The 14630-nt window shown below is 62.6% G+C and carries 17 protein-coding genes; 13 read left to right on the top strand and 4 right to left on the bottom strand.

All coding sequences use genetic code 11. From position 1 onward, the window contains the following. Window positions 1–171: 171 nt before the first annotated feature. Window positions 172–837, bottom strand: coding sequence for an O-methyltransferase (locus IGX34_RS17885; RefSeq protein ID WP_192557093.1), 666 nt, complete (start codon window positions 835–837; stop codon window positions 172–174). A 25-nt stretch (window positions 838–862) separates the two neighbouring features. On the opposite strand from IGX34_RS17885, the gene IGX34_RS17880 reads away from it, so the two are divergent. Then, entirely contained in the window at window positions 863–1582 is a 720-nt protein-coding gene (locus IGX34_RS17880; RefSeq protein WP_225737580.1) for a TetR/AcrR family transcriptional regulator, read from the top strand. Window positions 1583–1626: 44 nt separating this feature from the next. After that, window positions 1627–2019 (top strand): cupin domain-containing protein, encoded by a 393-nt coding sequence (locus IGX34_RS17875; protein WP_192557092.1) that lies wholly within the window; start codon window positions 1627–1629, stop codon window positions 2017–2019. Window positions 2020–2026: 7 nt separating this feature from the next. Here the strand turns inward: IGX34_RS17875 and IGX34_RS17870 are convergent, their stop codons facing one another. The 3 genes from IGX34_RS17870 to IGX34_RS17860 are packed head-to-tail and all read right to left on the bottom strand — an operon-like array spanning window position 2027 to window position 4630. Beyond that, on the bottom strand, window positions 2027–3337 hold the full coding sequence (locus tag IGX34_RS17870; protein WP_192557091.1) for a sensor histidine kinase: 1311 nt from the start codon (window positions 3335–3337) through the stop codon (window positions 2027–2029). After that, entirely contained in the window at window positions 3334–4074 is a 741-nt protein-coding gene (locus IGX34_RS17865; protein WP_192557090.1) for a response regulator, read from the bottom strand. Before IGX34_RS17865 ends, IGX34_RS17870 begins: the two co-directional genes overlap by 4 nt. A 19-nt stretch (window positions 4075–4093) precedes the next feature. Next, a complete protein-coding gene (locus IGX34_RS17860) occupies window positions 4094–4630 on the bottom strand; it encodes a redoxin domain-containing protein (RefSeq protein ID WP_192557089.1) in 537 nt (178 codons plus the stop codon). Between the two features lie 383 nt (window positions 4631–5013). Between IGX34_RS17860 and IGX34_RS17855 the strand changes: the two genes are divergently transcribed. The 11 genes from IGX34_RS17855 (at window position 5014) to IGX34_RS17805 (ending at window position 14618) form a co-directional block, all read left to right on the top strand. Beyond that, window positions 5014–5445, top strand: coding sequence for an organic hydroperoxide resistance protein (locus IGX34_RS17855; protein ID WP_192557088.1), 432 nt, complete (start codon window positions 5014–5016; stop codon window positions 5443–5445). A 31-nt stretch (window positions 5446–5476) separates the two neighbouring features. Beyond that, the gene (locus tag IGX34_RS17850; protein ID WP_192557087.1) at window positions 5477–5761 is read left to right on the top strand and encodes a BufA1 family periplasmic bufferin-type metallophore; all 285 of its coding nucleotides are present in this window, start codon (window positions 5477–5479) and stop codon (window positions 5759–5761) included. Further along, complete coding sequence (locus IGX34_RS17845) at window positions 5758–6222, top strand: DoxX family protein (protein WP_192557086.1); 465 nt, start codon at window positions 5758–5760, stop codon at window positions 6220–6222. Before IGX34_RS17850 ends, IGX34_RS17845 begins: the two co-directional genes overlap by 4 nt. A gap of 49 nt (window positions 6223–6271) precedes the next feature. Beyond that, a complete protein-coding gene (locus IGX34_RS17840; protein WP_192557085.1) occupies window positions 6272–7030 on the top strand; it encodes an alpha/beta fold hydrolase in 759 nt (252 codons plus the stop codon). 49 nt (window positions 7031–7079) lie between these two features. After that, a complete protein-coding gene (bufA2, locus tag IGX34_RS17835) occupies window positions 7080–7367 on the top strand; it encodes a BufA2 family periplasmic bufferin-type metallophore (RefSeq protein ID WP_192557084.1) in 288 nt (95 codons plus the stop codon). A 57-nt stretch (window positions 7368–7424) separates the two neighbouring features. Then, window positions 7425–8261, top strand: a complete 837-nt coding sequence (bufB, locus tag IGX34_RS17830) for an MNIO family bufferin maturase (protein WP_192557083.1) — start codon at window positions 7425–7427, stop codon at window positions 8259–8261. Continuing rightward, window positions 8261–9013, top strand: coding sequence for an HvfC/BufC N-terminal domain-containing protein (locus IGX34_RS17825; protein ID WP_225737568.1), 753 nt, complete (start codon window positions 8261–8263; stop codon window positions 9011–9013). The genes bufB and IGX34_RS17825 overlap by 1 nt, the downstream gene beginning before the upstream one ends. Window positions 9014–9272: 259 nt before the next feature. Beyond that, window positions 9273–9626 carry a DUF2946 family protein gene (locus tag IGX34_RS17820; RefSeq protein ID WP_192557081.1) on the top strand — a complete coding sequence of 118 codons (354 nt, stop codon included), beginning with the start codon at window positions 9273–9275 and terminating at the stop codon, window positions 9624–9626. Between the two features lie 89 nt (window positions 9627–9715). Then, window positions 9716–11722 (top strand): TonB-dependent copper receptor, encoded by a 2007-nt coding sequence (locus IGX34_RS17815; RefSeq protein WP_192557080.1) that lies wholly within the window; start codon window positions 9716–9718, stop codon window positions 11720–11722. Between the two features lie 359 nt (window positions 11723–12081). Further along, window positions 12082–13968, top strand: coding sequence for a phospholipase effector Tle1 domain-containing protein (locus tag IGX34_RS17810; RefSeq protein WP_192557079.1), 1887 nt, complete (start codon window positions 12082–12084; stop codon window positions 13966–13968). Further along, window positions 13965–14618, top strand: coding sequence for a DUF2931 family protein (locus tag IGX34_RS17805; protein WP_192557078.1), 654 nt, complete (start codon window positions 13965–13967; stop codon window positions 14616–14618). The genes IGX34_RS17810 and IGX34_RS17805 overlap by 4 nt, the downstream gene beginning before the upstream one ends. Window positions 14619–14630 lie beyond the last annotated feature (12 nt).

The following is a 14630-nucleotide window of genomic DNA, read 5'->3' as shown; positions in this document are numbered from 1 at the left end:
CGGTTGGCTTGCGGCAGCCTATTCTCCGGGAGTTGATCGCAAGGCCTGAGATTCCCCAACAAAAATGGCAGCGGCAGTACGATCGGCGATTCTCAAGGTTTGACATTGGCATTGATCGGATCATTGCCCACGACAAAGTCGCATCGCGCGCAATGACTTTTAGCGGAGTTATCACATCAGCCGCATGGAAAGCTCTACGTCCTCCGCAAAGGGAATGGATAGATAACCGTTTGCAGGAGCGCGCACACGTGCGAGATATTCAGGACTGAAATCGGCGTTGTCGGCCACGATCAACGCACCAGGACGTAGATGGCGCTCCACCAGGCTGAGGATCTCCGGATAGAGTGATTTCGCACCGTCGAGCAGCAGCAAGTCGATGGCATCAGGCAGTTGGGTGCTCAGGGTTTGCAGCGCATCGCCTTCGCGAATTTCGACCAGGTCGAGCAAGCCGCCTGCAGCGAGGTTCTGACGCGCACGCACCACCTTGGACGGCTCGAACTCGCTGGTGATCAACTTGCCGCCGCCGTTGTCGCGCAGGGCAGCCGCCAGATGCAGTGTGGAAATGCCGAAGGAAGTACCGAATTCGACGATGCTGCGGGCCTTGCAGCTGCGCGCCAGCATATACAGCAGCGTGCCGGTTTCGCGCGAAACCGCCAGCGGGAAGTCTTTCAGCTGGCCATAGAAATCGCGGTATTCGGTTTTGCTGCGCATCAGGCGCGCGTGATCCGCGCTGGACAGACTGGCCATGCTGGGGCTGTTCATCGGCGAGGACTCGTCAGCCTCCTTGAATAGACGCTCCAGCAGGGGCGACAGCGGGGTAGTGGTAAGGGTGCTCATGGATGACTCCGGTTTTTAAGTGCTTATGGGCAGGTGCCGGATTAGAATGCGATGGATTCGTCAGGTTTTCTATTCGCATTCCGGAGCCCCCATGACGCCTCCTCGAAACAGCCGGCTTTCTTCGCGAAAACAGCCGCAGCAGGCGCGCTCGACCGAACTGGTCGCAGCGATTCTTGAGGCGGCTACTCAGGTTTTGGCCAAGGAAGGGGTGCATCGTTTCACCACCGCGCGGGTAGCGGAAAAGGCCGGAGTGAGCGTGGGTTCGGTGTATCAGTACTTCCCGAACAAGGCGGCGATTCTGTTCCGCCTGCAGAGCGACGAATGGCGGCAAACCACGGCGCTGCTGTGCGAGATTCTCGAAAACCGGCGCAAGCCGCCGCTAGAGCGGCTGCGCATTCTGGTGCATGCCTTTATCCGCTCCGAGTGTGAGGAAGCCGCGATGCGTGTGGCCCTCGATGACGCCGCGCCGCTTTATCGCGACGCGCCCGAGGCACAGGAAGCGCGTTCATCGGCCGACGCCACCATGCAGGCGTTTATGCGCGAGGCTTTGCCCAAGGCGTCCGACGACACCCGGGCGCTCGCCAGCGAACTGATCATCGCTACGCTTGGCGCGGTCGGTAAGGAATTTTCGGAACGGCCGCGCACCGCCGCGGAAATCGCCGCGTATGCCGATGCGCTGGCCGACATGTTTTGCGCGTATCTTGCGCAATTGCGGCGCAAGGCTGGCGCGAGTAAACCTGCTTGAAGCACAGCCGCAGCCATGCGTAACCACGTCGTCGGGAGAACCCAATGAAAACATCGAACACCATGGCAGTCTTGTTTTTCGCCGCCGGCATCGCGCTGCCAGCGCTAACCCAGCAGACCGGCGTGCACCGCACCGATCTACAGCGCCACGACCTCAGCATTCCTGGCTGGGAAACCATCCAGGCGCGGGTGGATATCGATCCGGGCAAGCTGGCGCCCAATCATCGCCATCCGGGCGAGGAAATCATCTATGTGCTGGCAGGCACGCTGGAATATCAGCTGCAGGGCCAGCCGCCGCGCACACTGAAGCCGGGCGATGTGTTGTTCGTGCCGAAGGGCGTGATCCACAGCGCGCGCAACGTCGGCAGCACCGAGGCATCGGAGCTGGCAACGTATGTGGTCGAAAAGGATAAGCCGCTGGTGGAAGTGATCAAGTAGACGGCGATTACACCAAGGTGATGATGGCGGCCAGGCCGCCGCCCTCGCGATTGGCCAGTGTCAGTTCGCCGCCGATGGCACGCACCAGTTGCGAGGCGATCGCCAGGCCCAGGCCGGCGCCGCCGGTATCGCGGTTGCGCGAGGCTTCCAGGCGGTAGAACGGCTGCAGCACGTGTTCCAGTTCCGCCTCGGGAATGCCCGGGCCGCGGTCGCTTACCGCAATACACAGCCCATCGCGTTCATTGCGCCACGCGCTTACTTCGGCGCTGCCACCGTACTTGATGGCGTTGTCGATCAGGTTGCCGAGCACGCGTCGCAGGGCTTGTTGGCGCAGCGTGGCGGTACCGTCGACGGAAGCGGTGAGCTGCGCCGGGCGGCCCATGTCCTGGTAATCGAACACCAGGCTTTCCAGGAATGCGGCCACATTCATGCGCACCGGTGTTTCCGCGCCGCCGTGCGCGCTGCGTGCATACGCCACGCCTTCGCGTACCAGATGTTCCATCTCGCGCAGGTCGTTGAGCAGTTTCTGCCGCTCCTCACCCTCATCCAGGGCCTCGGCGCGCAGACGCATGCGTGTGATCGGTGTCTGCAGATCGTGCGAGATGGAAGCGAGAATGTGCAGACGCTCCTTCAGATGACGCGCGATGCGCTCCTGCATGGTGTTGAAGGCGATGGCGGCCTGTGCCACCTCGATGGGACCGTCTTCGCTCAGGCGCGGACCATTTGCGGTGGGCGTGATGCCTTCGGCGGCCTGTGCCAACTGAGACAGCGGCCGCGTGGCCAGGCGTACGGCGAGCCAAGTAGCAGCCAGCAACAACAGCAATTGCAGTATCAGCACGATCGGCAGCCATTGCGCCACCGGCTGGATCTGCGGCGTGACTTCCAGTGTCAGCGGCGAACCGTCGTGCAGGGTGAAGTGCACCTGGTAGCGCTCCGGCTTTACCGAAATGGTGTCGGCATGCACGCGGTAATCGGGGCCGACTTCTCTTGCGATACGCCGCACCACTTCATGCGAGCGGCCGGGGATCAGCGGCATGCCGGGCTGGCCGGCGCCGAGCAGGAAGCGATAGTTGTCGCGCTGCAGGCGGCCCAGCCAGTCAGGGCGTTCTGCCGCGGGCAGGCGATCGAGTACGGCCACCGAGGTGCCTACGTCGTGCTCCACGGTATTGAGCATCACGTTCACCGTGCTCTCGTAGCGCTCGTATTCCATAAAGGCGAACGAGAGCCCTTGCGCCAGCATCAGGCCGGCAAAGATGATCAGGTACAGCCGCGAGGCCATGCTGCGCGGCAGCCAGCGTCTGGGTCTATCGGTGCTCATGTGTCGTCACCGTTTACCGTCACCGGCATGCTGAAGACATAGCCTTCGCTGCGCACGGTCTTGATGTACGACTGATCCTTGGCCTTGTCGTCCAGCCGCGTGCGCAGACGGCTGACCAGCAGGTCGATGGAACGATCGAACAGCTCTGCGTCGCGACCCTGGGTAAGGTTGAGCAGCTGGTCGCGCGAGAGCACGCGCTGCGGATGATCGAGGAACACGCGCAGCAGTCGAAATTCCGCGCCGCTGAGCGGCACGATGGTGCCGTCCTGGTCGAGCAGGTGGCGCGCGGTGGTATCCAGGCGCCAGCGGCCGAAAGAGAGCATGTCGGCGCTTTCGGTAATGCGCAGGTTGGGCGGCAGCATGCGCGTGCGGCGGATCACCGCCTTGATCCGCGCCAGTAGTTCGCGCGGCGAGAACGGTTTCACCACGTAGTCGTCGGCGCCCATCTCCAGGCCGATGATGCGATCGGTTTCGTCATCGCGCGCGGTGAGCAGCAGTACCGGCACCGCGCGGTGCTTGCCGCCGCGCAGAGTGCGGCACAGCACCAGGCCGTCGTCGCCGGGCATCATGATGTCGAGCACGATCAGGTCGAAGGCGGAGGTGTCCAGCTGCGCGAACATGTCGCGGCCATCCACCGCGGTGCTGGCGCGCAGACCGTTTTTGCGCAGATAGTCGACGACGCCGGTGCGGATCTCGCGGTCGTCGTCGACGACGAGGATATGGTCGATATGGTCCATTGCCGTGCCCTGAAAGTATTTATGCCTTGCCGAGCAGCTCGCGCACGCGCTGCTCCGTCTCGCCGTAGTTTCCCTCACCTATGTGGCTGTACACCACACGGCCGTTGCGATCGATGAGATACAGCGCCGGCCAGTAGCGGTTGCCGTAGGCGTTCCAGATGCGCGATTCATTGTCCATCGCCACCGGCCAGCTGATCTGGTAGTGCTGGATGGCGGCCTGCAGTGCGGCAGGGTCGCGCTCTTCGTCGTATTCAGGCGTATGCACGCCGACCACCACCAGGCCGTCCTTGGCGTATTGCTGGTATAGCGCCCTGGTATGCGGCAGCACGTTCAGGCAGTTGATGCATTCGCGCGTCCAGAACTCCACCAGCACCACCTTGCCGCGCAAGCTGCCCATGCTGAGCGGGGCGGAGTTGTACCAGCGGTCGGCGCCACTGAAGTCGGGGGCCGGCGCGCTCACGGCGGCTTCCTGGGCGGTGGCGTCCGCACTCGGCCAATAGGCGGACAGGGCCGAACCCAGGGCCAGCATGGCGATGGCGGTGTACAGGTATTTCATGGGGGTGCCTCTCAATCGGTGATGGGCGGCGCGGGGGCGCGGCCATGGACGCTATTGGAAGGCGGTGAGTTGTACCGGGCGTGTCTGCCGGGATGGGTTTTTGTATCCGTTTGTACAAAGCGGCTGCGCGCTTCGGTCTGAGTGCCTCAAATCCCTGTCTTGACCCATCGTCATTCCGGCGCAGGCCGGAGTGACGGTGAGGCTTGGACGAGATTCGCGCATAGGCCTGGATCTTTGTATCCAAACGTATCCAGCCCCGCCCGCTACACATTGCGATGCGTTTCCGCGCTTGCCACGACACAGACCGGATACGTCGCCGCGGTTTCCTATGCACACCGGCCAACGCTGCTTCGCCAATGGCCACTCCTCAGGAAACCTCAGCCATGTCCAACCGCACTGTTCTGTATACCGGCAAGACCTTCACCACCGGCGGCCGCGAAGGCCGCGCTCATAGCAGCGACAACCGCCTCGATATCGAACTCTCCCCGCCGGGCTCGCGCGGCAACGGCACCAATCCGGAACAGCTGTTCGCCGCCGGCTGGTCGGCCTGCTTTATCGGCGCGATGGGCCATGCCGCACGGGAAATCGGCGTGAGCTTGCCGGCCGACACCTCGGTGGCGGCGGAAGTGGATCTGGTCAACAGCGCCGAGGAAGGCTACTTCCTGCAGGCCCGCCTTAACGCCAACCTGCCCGGTCTCGATCCCGTCCTGGCGCAATCCATTGTCGATCGCGCACATCAGCTGTGCCCGTATTCGAAGGCGACGCGCGGAAACATCCAGGCCAGCGTCAGCGCCGTGTCGGCCGCCATCGCCTGATCCCCCCATTTTCCTCACCGGAGATATCGATATGAAGAGCACCTATGCCGCCGTTGCCGCCACGCTGGCGTTTTCCCTGGCCTCGCTGGCCGGCAATGCGCACGCCGGCGATTCCGCCAGCGCCAGGCCCGCGATGGAGAAGTGCTACGGCGTGGCACTGGCCGGCAAGAACGATTGCGCCGCCGGTCCGGGCACCACTTGCGCGGGTACTGCGAAGGCGGATTACCAGGGCAATGCATGGATCCTGGTCGCCAAGGGCACCTGCACCACCATCAAGACGCCCAAGGGCTACGGCTCGCTGCAGGCCAAGTCATGAGCCGGCCGGCTGCGCTCGCTGCTGCCGCCATGCAAGGCGACGATGCACGCCGCAACTGGCTGTCGCGCACCGTGCCGCCAGATTTGTTGTTGCTGGTGGCACGGTTGGGCATCGCCGCGGTGTTCTTCCAGTCGGGACGCACCAAGGTCGAAGGACTGCTGACCATCAAGCCTTCCACCTATGACTTGTTCGCCAACGAATACGCGCTGCCCTTGATTCCTTCCGATTGGGCCGCGCGCATGGCCACCGGTGCCGAGCATCTGTTCCCCGTGCTGCTGGTGCTTGGACTGTTCACCAGGGCGTCGGCGCTGGCGCTGCTGGGCATGACGACGGTGATCGAGGTGTTCGTCTATCCCGATGCATGGCCGACACACCTGAGCTGGGCCGGCCTGCTGCTGCCGCTGGTCGTGCGCGGCGGCGGTACCTGGTCGCTCGATCGCTTTCGCCGCGGCTGGCGTTGATCACCTCGTCGCTGCGTATTCCCTGACTCATCCCACTATGGACATTCCCATGCGCAAATCACTCAGCCTGTTGTTGCTGGCCCTGGCCGCGAGTGCGCCAGCCTTCGCCGCCGATACTGCTGCACCCGCCGGCGTCAAAAACATCGTGATCGTTCCCGGCGCCTTCGTCGACGGTTCGAGCTGGCGCGTCGTGCACGACATTCTGATTCATCAGGGCTACACCGTGAACGTGGTGCAGCCGCGCGTCGACACGCTGGCCGACGATGTCGAAGCGGTATACCGGCAGCTGCGCAAAGAAGCCGGCCCCACCTTGCTCGTCGGCAGCGACTACGACGGCGCCGTAATCACCCAGGCCGGTACACGCGACAAGGTGAAAGGCCTGATTTACGTCGCTGCGGTGGCGCCCAGCGTAGGCGAAAGCACGTTGCAGCTGGTCGATTCCATGCCAGAACCGAGCCACGATTTGCAGACGTCGTTCGACGGCTACATCTATGCCGACGCGCAGAAGTTCGGCGCCGATTTCGCCGCCGATCTCACCAGCAATCGCACCAACTTCATGGCGGTGGCGCAGGTACCCGGCACGGTCGCTGCATTCCGTGCCGTCACCGAGGCAGCGGCCTGGCGCAGCAAGCCCAGCTGGGCGGTGCTGGCCACCGAAGACCGCGTGTACAGCCCCGAGCTGCAACGCGCCATGTACCAGCGCGCCGGCGCCAAGGTTACCGAGATCAAAGGCAGCCACTTGGTCTACCTGTCGCAACCGGAACAGGTTGCGCAAGTAATCGCCGATGCCGCGCAAAGCCTGAAGTAATTCCCCTCACCCTCACCCACACCCATCGCACATACCAAGGAGAAACCCCATGTCCACGCTCGCCAGCAAGTCCCGCAACAGCTTTGCTTCCGCCGCCGCCATCGTCGCGCTCGCCTTGGCCGCCGTGCATGCGCCCGCACACGCCGGTGATGCTGCTTCCGCCCAGAAGGAGCAGCCCACCCGCTGCTACGGCGTCAACACCTGCAAAGGCCAGAGCCTGTGCGCCACCGCCAAGCACGACTGCAAGGGCCTGAACGACTGCAAAGGCCAGGGTGTGGTCGTAAAGACGCCGAGCGCTTGCGTTGCCGCCGGCGGCACGCTGACCGAACCGAAGTAATCGCCATGCCGGACCTGCGCATGGCAGGTCCGGCGTCTTCGCTCAAGGAGTTTCATCATGTCTCACTCACTTCCCAGCTTCGCCGGCTACGGCCTGGGCCTGCGCCGTGAACACTATCGCGACTTTCTGGAAACCGAAGTGCCGGTCGATTTCGTGGAGGTGATTTCCGAGAACTACATGGTCGACGGCGGCCAGCCGCGGCATATCCTGCGCCAGCTGCGTGAGCGGCATCCGGTGATCCTGCATGGCGTGTCGATGTCGATCGGCTCGGCAGACGGACTGAAGGACGCTTACTTGCGCCGCCTACGCACCTTGGCCGACGAGATCCAGCCGCTGTACGTGTCCGATCATGTGAGCTGGTCGCGCTTTGCGCATTTCAATTCGCATGACCTGCTGCCGCTGCCGTATACCGAGGAAACGCTGGAAGTGGTCTGCCGCAATATCCATCACGCCCAGGAAGCGCTGGGTCGCCCGATGCTGTTCGAGAACCCGTCCAGCTATGTCAGCTTTGCCGCCTCGGCGATGAGCGAGGCGGAATTCCTCGCTGAAATGACCCGGCGCACCGGGTGTGGTCTGCTGCTGGATATCAACAACGTATTCGTCAGCGCGCACAACCACGGCTGGGATGCCGAGGCTTACCTGCGCGACATTCCCCCACAGTGCGTGCGGCAGATTCATCTGGCCGGCCACACCGAAGGCGATGGCATGTTGATCGACAGCCACGACCAGCCGGTACCCGGCGGTGTGTGGTCGCTGTACGCCAAGGCCATCGCCAGCTTCGGCCAGGTCGCCACCATGATCGAGCGCGACGACAACATTCCGCCGCTGGCGGAGCTGCTGGATGAACTCGCCATGGCACGCGGCTTCGGCCGGCACCTGCAGGAGGCTGCGTGATGCTGGCCCAGATGCAGCAGAATTTTCAGGATTGGCTGGTGCATGCCGGCAACGACACGCCGAGCTTGCTCGGCCTGCATGCCACCCGCGGTCTCGCCGCCTACCAGAACAACTACCGCACGCAGCTGGTGAACTGCTTGCGCGCAAGCTATCCGCAATTGCTGGCGTGGATGGGTGAGGAAGCATTCCTGGCCGTGGCCATCGCGCATATCGATAGCCATCCGCCTTCGGCCTGGACGCTGGATGCCTACGGCGCCGATTTCGGCGACAGCCTGCGCACGTTGTATCCGCACAATCCGGATCTGCGCGAACTGGCCTGGATCGAATGGGCACTGAGCGATGCCTTTGTCGCTGCCGATGCCGCCACCATGGCCTTGGCGCAGCTCGCCGAGGTGGATTGGGATGCCGCGCACCTGCAGCTCGCACCCAGCCTGCGCCAGCACACGCTGACGACCAATGCGGCGGTGATCTGGTCCGCCCTGGTCGATGGCGTGGCGCCGCCCGAGGCTCAGATGCTGGAGGTGCCTGCCGGCGTCATCGTGTGGCGCCGGGAATTCACCTCGCGGCTGATGCAGGTGGATGCGATCGAACACGCTGCCTTGCTGGCGCTGCGCGACGATGATCGATTCGATGCCTTGTGTGCTGCGCTGGTCGAGGAGCTGGGCGAGCAGGACGGTGTGGCTCGCGCCGGTGCGTTGCTGGCGAACTGGATTGGCGCAGGGTTGGTGGTGGGTGTCAGTGCTGTCGGCTGACTCCTGTGATCAGCACCAGCCCCTACGTGCTCCAGGAAACTGGCTTTGCGTCCTAGTAGGGTCGGGTGAAGTAGTTGGAGCTTGCCGCAAGCTCGTACTTACCCCACCCCGACCCTCCCCTGCCCATGCAGGGGAGGGAGTAAGTGCTGGGCATTGACCAGCAGCTGCGGCATTGCGTCCCATTTATATTCGCCTCAATTTCTTGCGATTGCAGCGCATTCCACGCAGACTTCGTTTTTTGCAGCACGCAACGGACAGCATGCAACACGGCATTTTCCAGCGGCAGATCGCAGTGGCAGCATGGCTGGCCTTGCTGCTGGCGATCTGCATGCCAGTGATCGCTCGCGTGCACATGTCCTCGCCCTCCGGCGATACGACGATGGCCGGCATGACGATGCCGCAACCGGATCAGCACACTCCCAACAGCGGCGATCCGCTGGACGCCTGCGGCTATTGCTCGCTGTTTGCACATGCGCCTTATGTCGCGCTGCTCGCCGTCTGCATGGCCATGCTGCCCGCATTGCCCTCGCCGCTTACGGTGAAGGCATGCAGCGCGCCGATCCCCTGGCGCGCCGAATCCGCGTTTGAGCCGCGCGGTCCACCGCGCCGGTAAACCCAGGCCGACCTGCAACCCTTCCTTTTGCCTGCCGCCGTTTGGCGGTGCGGGCGCTTGCGCCTGCGATTTACCGGAATCTCGATCTTATGCATTGCAATTTTTTCGCGCGCCCGCTTGCCGTGGCGTCGGGCCTGGCATGGCTGAGCTGTGCGCACGCTACGGATACGCCTCCTGCGGATTCACCGCAAGCACTCGCACCAGTGGTGGTGACCGCGAATTTTCAACAATCGCCACTCACTACCGTGCTCGACCCAAAGGCACCGCGACAGCCAATTCCTGCCAGCGATGCGGCGGATCTGCTCAAGACCGTGCCCGGCTTTGCCGTGATGCGCAAAGGCGGCAGCAATGGCGATGCGGTATTCCGCGGCATGGCCGGCTCGCGTCTGGCCATCTCGGTGGACGGCACGCAACTGGCGGGCGGCTGCCCGGCGCGCATGGATCCACCCACGGCCTATATTTCGCCGGCACTCTACGACAAGGTCACCATCATCAAGGGGCCGGAAACGGTGGTGAACGGTCCAGTCGGTTCGGCCGGCACCGTGTTGTTCGAACACGACACCCCGCACTACAGCGACGCTGCCGCCACACTCGACGCCAGCACCACTTTCGGTTCGTTCGGGCGCAACGACCAGAGTGCGGATTTCAAAGGTGGCACGCCGGATTTCTATGTGAATGTCGATGGCAATCGCACCGCTTCCGGCGATTATCGCGACGGCGACAGCCAGCGCGTGCACTCCCGCTACGCGCGCTGGAACGTCAATACCGCGATCGGCTGGACGCCCGACGCCGATACGCTGCTGGAGCTCTCCGCCGGCACCGGCAATGGCCAGGCGGCGTACGCTTTCAGCAGCATGGATGGAGTGAAGTTCCTGCGCCGCAGTGTGGCCTTGCGCTTCGAACGCGAACACCTCAGCGAGCATTGGCGCACGCTGCAGGCAAAACTCTATCGCAATGATGTCGATCATGTGATGGACAACTACACGCTGCGCCAGCCCGATCCCGGCAGCATGATGCCGATGGCGATGGCCAGCGAATTGCGGTGCAACACCGCAGGCGCACGCGTCGCCGCCGACTTTGACTGGAACGACCTCAGCCTGGAGGTCGGCCTGGACGGTGCCACCACCGTGCATGACGCACGCACCGGCGGACCGGCCGGCAGCGCGCTGCCCTACCCGTCGCTGCCGCATATACGCGATGCCCGCCTGCAGAATCTCGGTGCCTTCGCCGAAGCCACCTGGCATGCCTCGACGAAGGATCGTGTGATCGCCGGTGCACGGATCGACCGCGCTTCGGCACGTGCTTACACCATCGTCCCGGCAGCAAGCCGCAGCGCAAACTTGCCCAGCGGCTTCGTGCGCCTCGAACGCGATCTCGCCTCGCCCGCCACCTTCTATCTGGGCCTTGGCCATTCGGAACGCTTTCCCGATTACTGGGAATTGTTCGGCCAGCATGTCGATACCGCCCCCGGCTTCCGCCATCTGCGCCCGGAGCGCACCAGCCAGCTGGATGCGGGCTGGCAGTATCACGGCAGCCGGCTCAAGGCCTGGGTATCGGCGTATGCCGGCTCGATCGACGACTACATTCTGATTCACTACGGCAGCCAGCAAGGCTATGCCAGCAATGTCCGCGCGCAGATCGCCGGCGGCGAAGCCGGTGCCGAATACGCTTGGAATTCATGGTGGAAAACCTCGGCCACCCTGGCGTATGCCTGGGGCCAGGACACTACCGAACATCGCCCCTTGCCACAGATGCCGCCGCTGGAAACACGGCTTGCCGTGGACTGGGACAACGGCAGCTGGTCGGCCGGTGCGCTATGGCGACTGGCTGCACGCCAGGATCGCGTCGCCCTTGGCGAAGGCACGATCGTCGGCCAGGATCTCGGACCTTCCGGCGGCTTCGGCGTGTTCTCGCTGCACGGCGGCTGGCGCATCAGCCAGGCCTGGTCGCTTAGCGCGGGCGTGGACAACCTGCTCGACAAGACCTATGCCGAGCACATCAGTCCATCGGTAGTGGAGCTGCAGGGTTTCACGCGTAGCACCCGTGTCAACGAACCGGGGCGCGTGGCCTGGGTAAAGCTGGCGCTGGCGCTGTAATGAGTGGCCATATCGGGGCAGCATGCGCCGCACGGCACGCCATTCGTGCAACGGGCTGCCGATTGCTGCGCACTCTGCTTTGCTCATCTGCGGTCCGTCCGATGCCAGAAGATGGCGCTTGCTCGCCTTAGAAAAAGTACGTAAGGAAAGTGGCGGGCATAGTCCCCAAAAGTAGCGCGTCGTCGGCAAACCGCAGGCCGATCACCATCCTGCGCTGACAACACATGGCGGCGTAGCCAGATTGGGGCGACGTACCTCGCTGCAGATCATCCCTGTTTCGACGCAACAGGGATGTTCCCATGCATGTTTCTCCCGCATTCGCTCCTCATGTGTGCCGCACACGTGAGGAGCGCTAACCGGTGGCCCTGCTACGCAGCGGCGACCCGCTCGTGCACGGCGGTCGGGTGATCTACGTCCGGCAAACCACGCACCCGATCTACGGCAAAGGCATCGCCCATCGCGGCGACATGGCCCAATGCCAGCGGCACGACGGTGTATTTCCCTTTGTGGAGGGCTGCTACGGTCGCAGCAGCTACGGTAGTGGCATCGTGCTGGAAGGACATCGCTTGGCCTGCGGCTGTTTTGCCGTCAGCAGCTGCGCCAGCACCTTCACCATCAGCGACTGGTTTCCGTCGGGACTGGGCGCGGCACTGGCGCGGGCTCATGCCGAGGGACCCGTGCCTGGTTCGGCATCGCGCTGGATCCCGCCACCGATGCCCGCCGGGTACTTCTTTCCCGAGGAGACGCAGGCCCATCCGCTGGTGACGCTGCGCATCGGGCTGTTCTTCGATGGCACCGGCAACAATGCCGATAACGCGGCGATGGGCGAGCACTGTCGGATAACACCGAAAAGCGAGGCGGAAGCGCGGGCGCTGTTGGCGTGCAAGTCCTATATGACGACGGGCTCGCCTGAAGGGCATGCGATAAGCCGGGCCGGGAGCTATGGCAATGGAGTGAGCAATATCAGCCGGCTATTTCTTCTGTATCAGGACAATTCCCTCGATGGTCTCCCGCTTGAAAGCGGTGACGTGCGTACATTTCGAATCTACGTCGAGGGTATCGGTACGCAGGCCGGGAAAAAGGATTCTCTCCTCGGCATGGCGACCGGCGCAGGCGATACCGGCATTCTTGCACGGGTGCAGGAAGCGCTGACCACGCAACTGCATCAGGCATTGCAGACCTTTGCCCGTCAGCACGAGGATGCATGGATTACCGACATCGTCTTCGATGTATTCGGCTTTAGCCGTGGCGCTGCCGCGGCACGGTATGCCATCAACCAGATCAAACACGGGCAACGTGGTCTGCTATCCCGGGCGATTGCGCCTAGCACCTTGAAGCTCGCGCCAGGCTTCGACTGGACAACACATATCCGTGTCGGCTTTGCCGGCTTGTTCGATACGGTGGCACATGTCGGCAATGTTCGTGGTGATCCGTGGACGCTTGCCTCGCATACAGGGATCGATATTTATCTGCGTGAAGACTGCGCCGATGCGGTCGTGCATCTGACGGCACGGGATGAGCATCGCTTGAATTTCCCACTCACCAGCGTCGCACCACCATGGCGGGATATTCCGTTGCCCGGGGCGCATGCCGATATAGGAGGTGGCTACCGCGATGATGAAAGCACCGAGGATGTGCTGCTGTCTCGCCCCGTAATTTCGGAGGAGCTCAAGAGCACCCCGCTTGAGAAGACACGAGCATGGAAGGAAGCATCGAGGCAGTTGGCAACTATCCGTCAGAACCACCCTGCACTGGCGGACAAGATAGATGTTCATACGTGGATGGTGTCCGAATCGTCAAACGATACGGCAGCGAAAGACAAGTTTGGGGTTAGCCTAGGCTCCTTCATTGAGCGATTTCGCGGCCCAGTTCAGAGTGTTGGAGCAGCCGTGCGCTTACGGCATGACGTTAGCGCTCAGTATGCATTGATTTCGCTACGCATCATGCATGCATTGGCACAGGAGCAAAAGGTCCCATGGCAAGAATCTCCCGACGACGCACCTGCACTGGGGTTGCCACCGATACTGCTGGAAATAAGTGCAAAGTTGTTAGCCTATGCCCGTGGCGGTGACTATGATCTTTCACCAGAACAAGAGCGCACTTTGATGGTGTCTCATCTGCACCACTCGGCAAACTGGAATATGTTGTTTCCCAATGACAGTGAGCCTTTGAGTTTGTATTACCTAGATCGCCCAGAAGAGGACGACAAGCGCGTTATTTTTCGCAACAGTTGGGCGCCCTCATGAACCGCACGTGGTTTCTACGATTGCCGCTCATAATCTTCTCCAGCATTACCGCGTGCTCATCTTCTGAATCAAACCTGCCTTACCCGGCTTGGCGTCTTGGCTTTCTTGCGCCACCAAACATGGAAGCGTGGACCGAGGAGGCAACCGTAGAAGATGTCAGTGGCCATGTGTTCCACGGTTACGAAAGTGGAACTTTGGCAATGGGGTACAATTCCGATTCTGCCTCGTGGCCGCAATCCATAGGATGGGGAGCCGGGAGATACGTCACGGGTGCAGGTCTACCTGCTCGTATCCATGTACGCTGGCAGTCGCTGGTGGAGCCGCAGACCTATGGCGTGACGCTAGAGGTCCCCGAATTCGCCCGTCAGCAGATGCTGCTGCAAGCACCTGCGCTGATGGGAGTGGCGGGCTTAGCCCATGATCCGGAGTACTACAACGCCGTAGCTATCGGGCTTGCCCCAGGCGGCATCGTGCGCGTTTGGATCACTGGGCCGGGACTGGAGGCGATCCCTATGATGTGCATCAGAGCACAAGTAGAACCGAAGGGACCAGACCAGGGCCGATACGGTGGCCGCTATGTGACTTTGACTGCAAGAAGCAAACCTTTCTTGCAGAACAATGTGATTCCCTATGGCTCGTGGGGTTGCTGATCAACATCTCTC

It is taken from the genome of Dyella acidiphila (assembly GCF_014863405.1).
Classification (GTDB): Bacteria; Pseudomonadota; Gammaproteobacteria; order Xanthomonadales; family Rhodanobacteraceae; genus Dyella_B; species Dyella_B acidiphila.
This window is presented reverse-complemented; position numbering and strand designations above follow the sequence as displayed.

Bases quoted from the DNA above. Each gene is read 5' to 3' on its own strand.
- IGX34_RS17860 (WP_192557089.1), bottom strand. From the start codon at position 4,630: ATGAAATACCTGTACACCGCCATCGCCATGCTGGCCCTGGGTTCGGCC.
- IGX34_RS17885 (WP_192557093.1), bottom strand. From the start codon at position 837: ATGAGCACCCTTACCACTACCCCGCTGTCGCCCCTGCTGGAGCGTCTA.
- IGX34_RS17825 (WP_225737568.1), top strand. From the start codon at position 8,261: ATGCTGGCCCAGATGCAGCAGAATTTTCAGGATTGGCTGGTGCATGCC.
- IGX34_RS17840 (WP_192557085.1), top strand. From the start codon at position 6,272: ATGCGCAAATCACTCAGCCTGTTGTTGCTGGCCCTGGCCGCGAGTGCG.
- bufA2 (WP_192557084.1), top strand. From the start codon at position 7,080: ATGTCCACGCTCGCCAGCAAGTCCCGCAACAGCTTTGCTTCCGCCGCC.
- IGX34_RS17875 (WP_192557092.1), top strand. From the start codon at position 1,627: ATGAAAACATCGAACACCATGGCAGTCTTGTTTTTCGCCGCCGGCATC.
- IGX34_RS17815 (WP_192557080.1), top strand. From the start codon at position 9,716: ATGCATTGCAATTTTTTCGCGCGCCCGCTTGCCGTGGCGTCGGGCCTG.
- IGX34_RS17820 (WP_192557081.1), top strand. From the start codon at position 9,273: ATGCAACACGGCATTTTCCAGCGGCAGATCGCAGTGGCAGCATGGCTG.
- IGX34_RS17865 (WP_192557090.1), bottom strand. From the start codon at position 4,074: ATGGACCATATCGACCATATCCTCGTCGTCGACGACGACCGCGAGATC.
- IGX34_RS17855 (WP_192557088.1), top strand. From the start codon at position 5,014: ATGTCCAACCGCACTGTTCTGTATACCGGCAAGACCTTCACCACCGGC.
- IGX34_RS17880 (WP_225737580.1), top strand. From the start codon at position 863: ATGGGCAGGTGCCGGATTAGAATGCGATGGATTCGTCAGGTTTTCTAT.
- IGX34_RS17805 (WP_192557078.1), top strand. From the start codon at position 13,965: ATGAACCGCACGTGGTTTCTACGATTGCCGCTCATAATCTTCTCCAGC.
- IGX34_RS17870 (WP_192557091.1), bottom strand. From the start codon at position 3,337: ATGAGCACCGATAGACCCAGACGCTGGCTGCCGCGCAGCATGGCCTCG.
- IGX34_RS17850 (WP_192557087.1), top strand. From the start codon at position 5,477: ATGAAGAGCACCTATGCCGCCGTTGCCGCCACGCTGGCGTTTTCCCTG.
- IGX34_RS17845 (WP_192557086.1), top strand. From the start codon at position 5,758: ATGAGCCGGCCGGCTGCGCTCGCTGCTGCCGCCATGCAAGGCGACGAT.
- bufB (WP_192557083.1), top strand. From the start codon at position 7,425: ATGTCTCACTCACTTCCCAGCTTCGCCGGCTACGGCCTGGGCCTGCGC.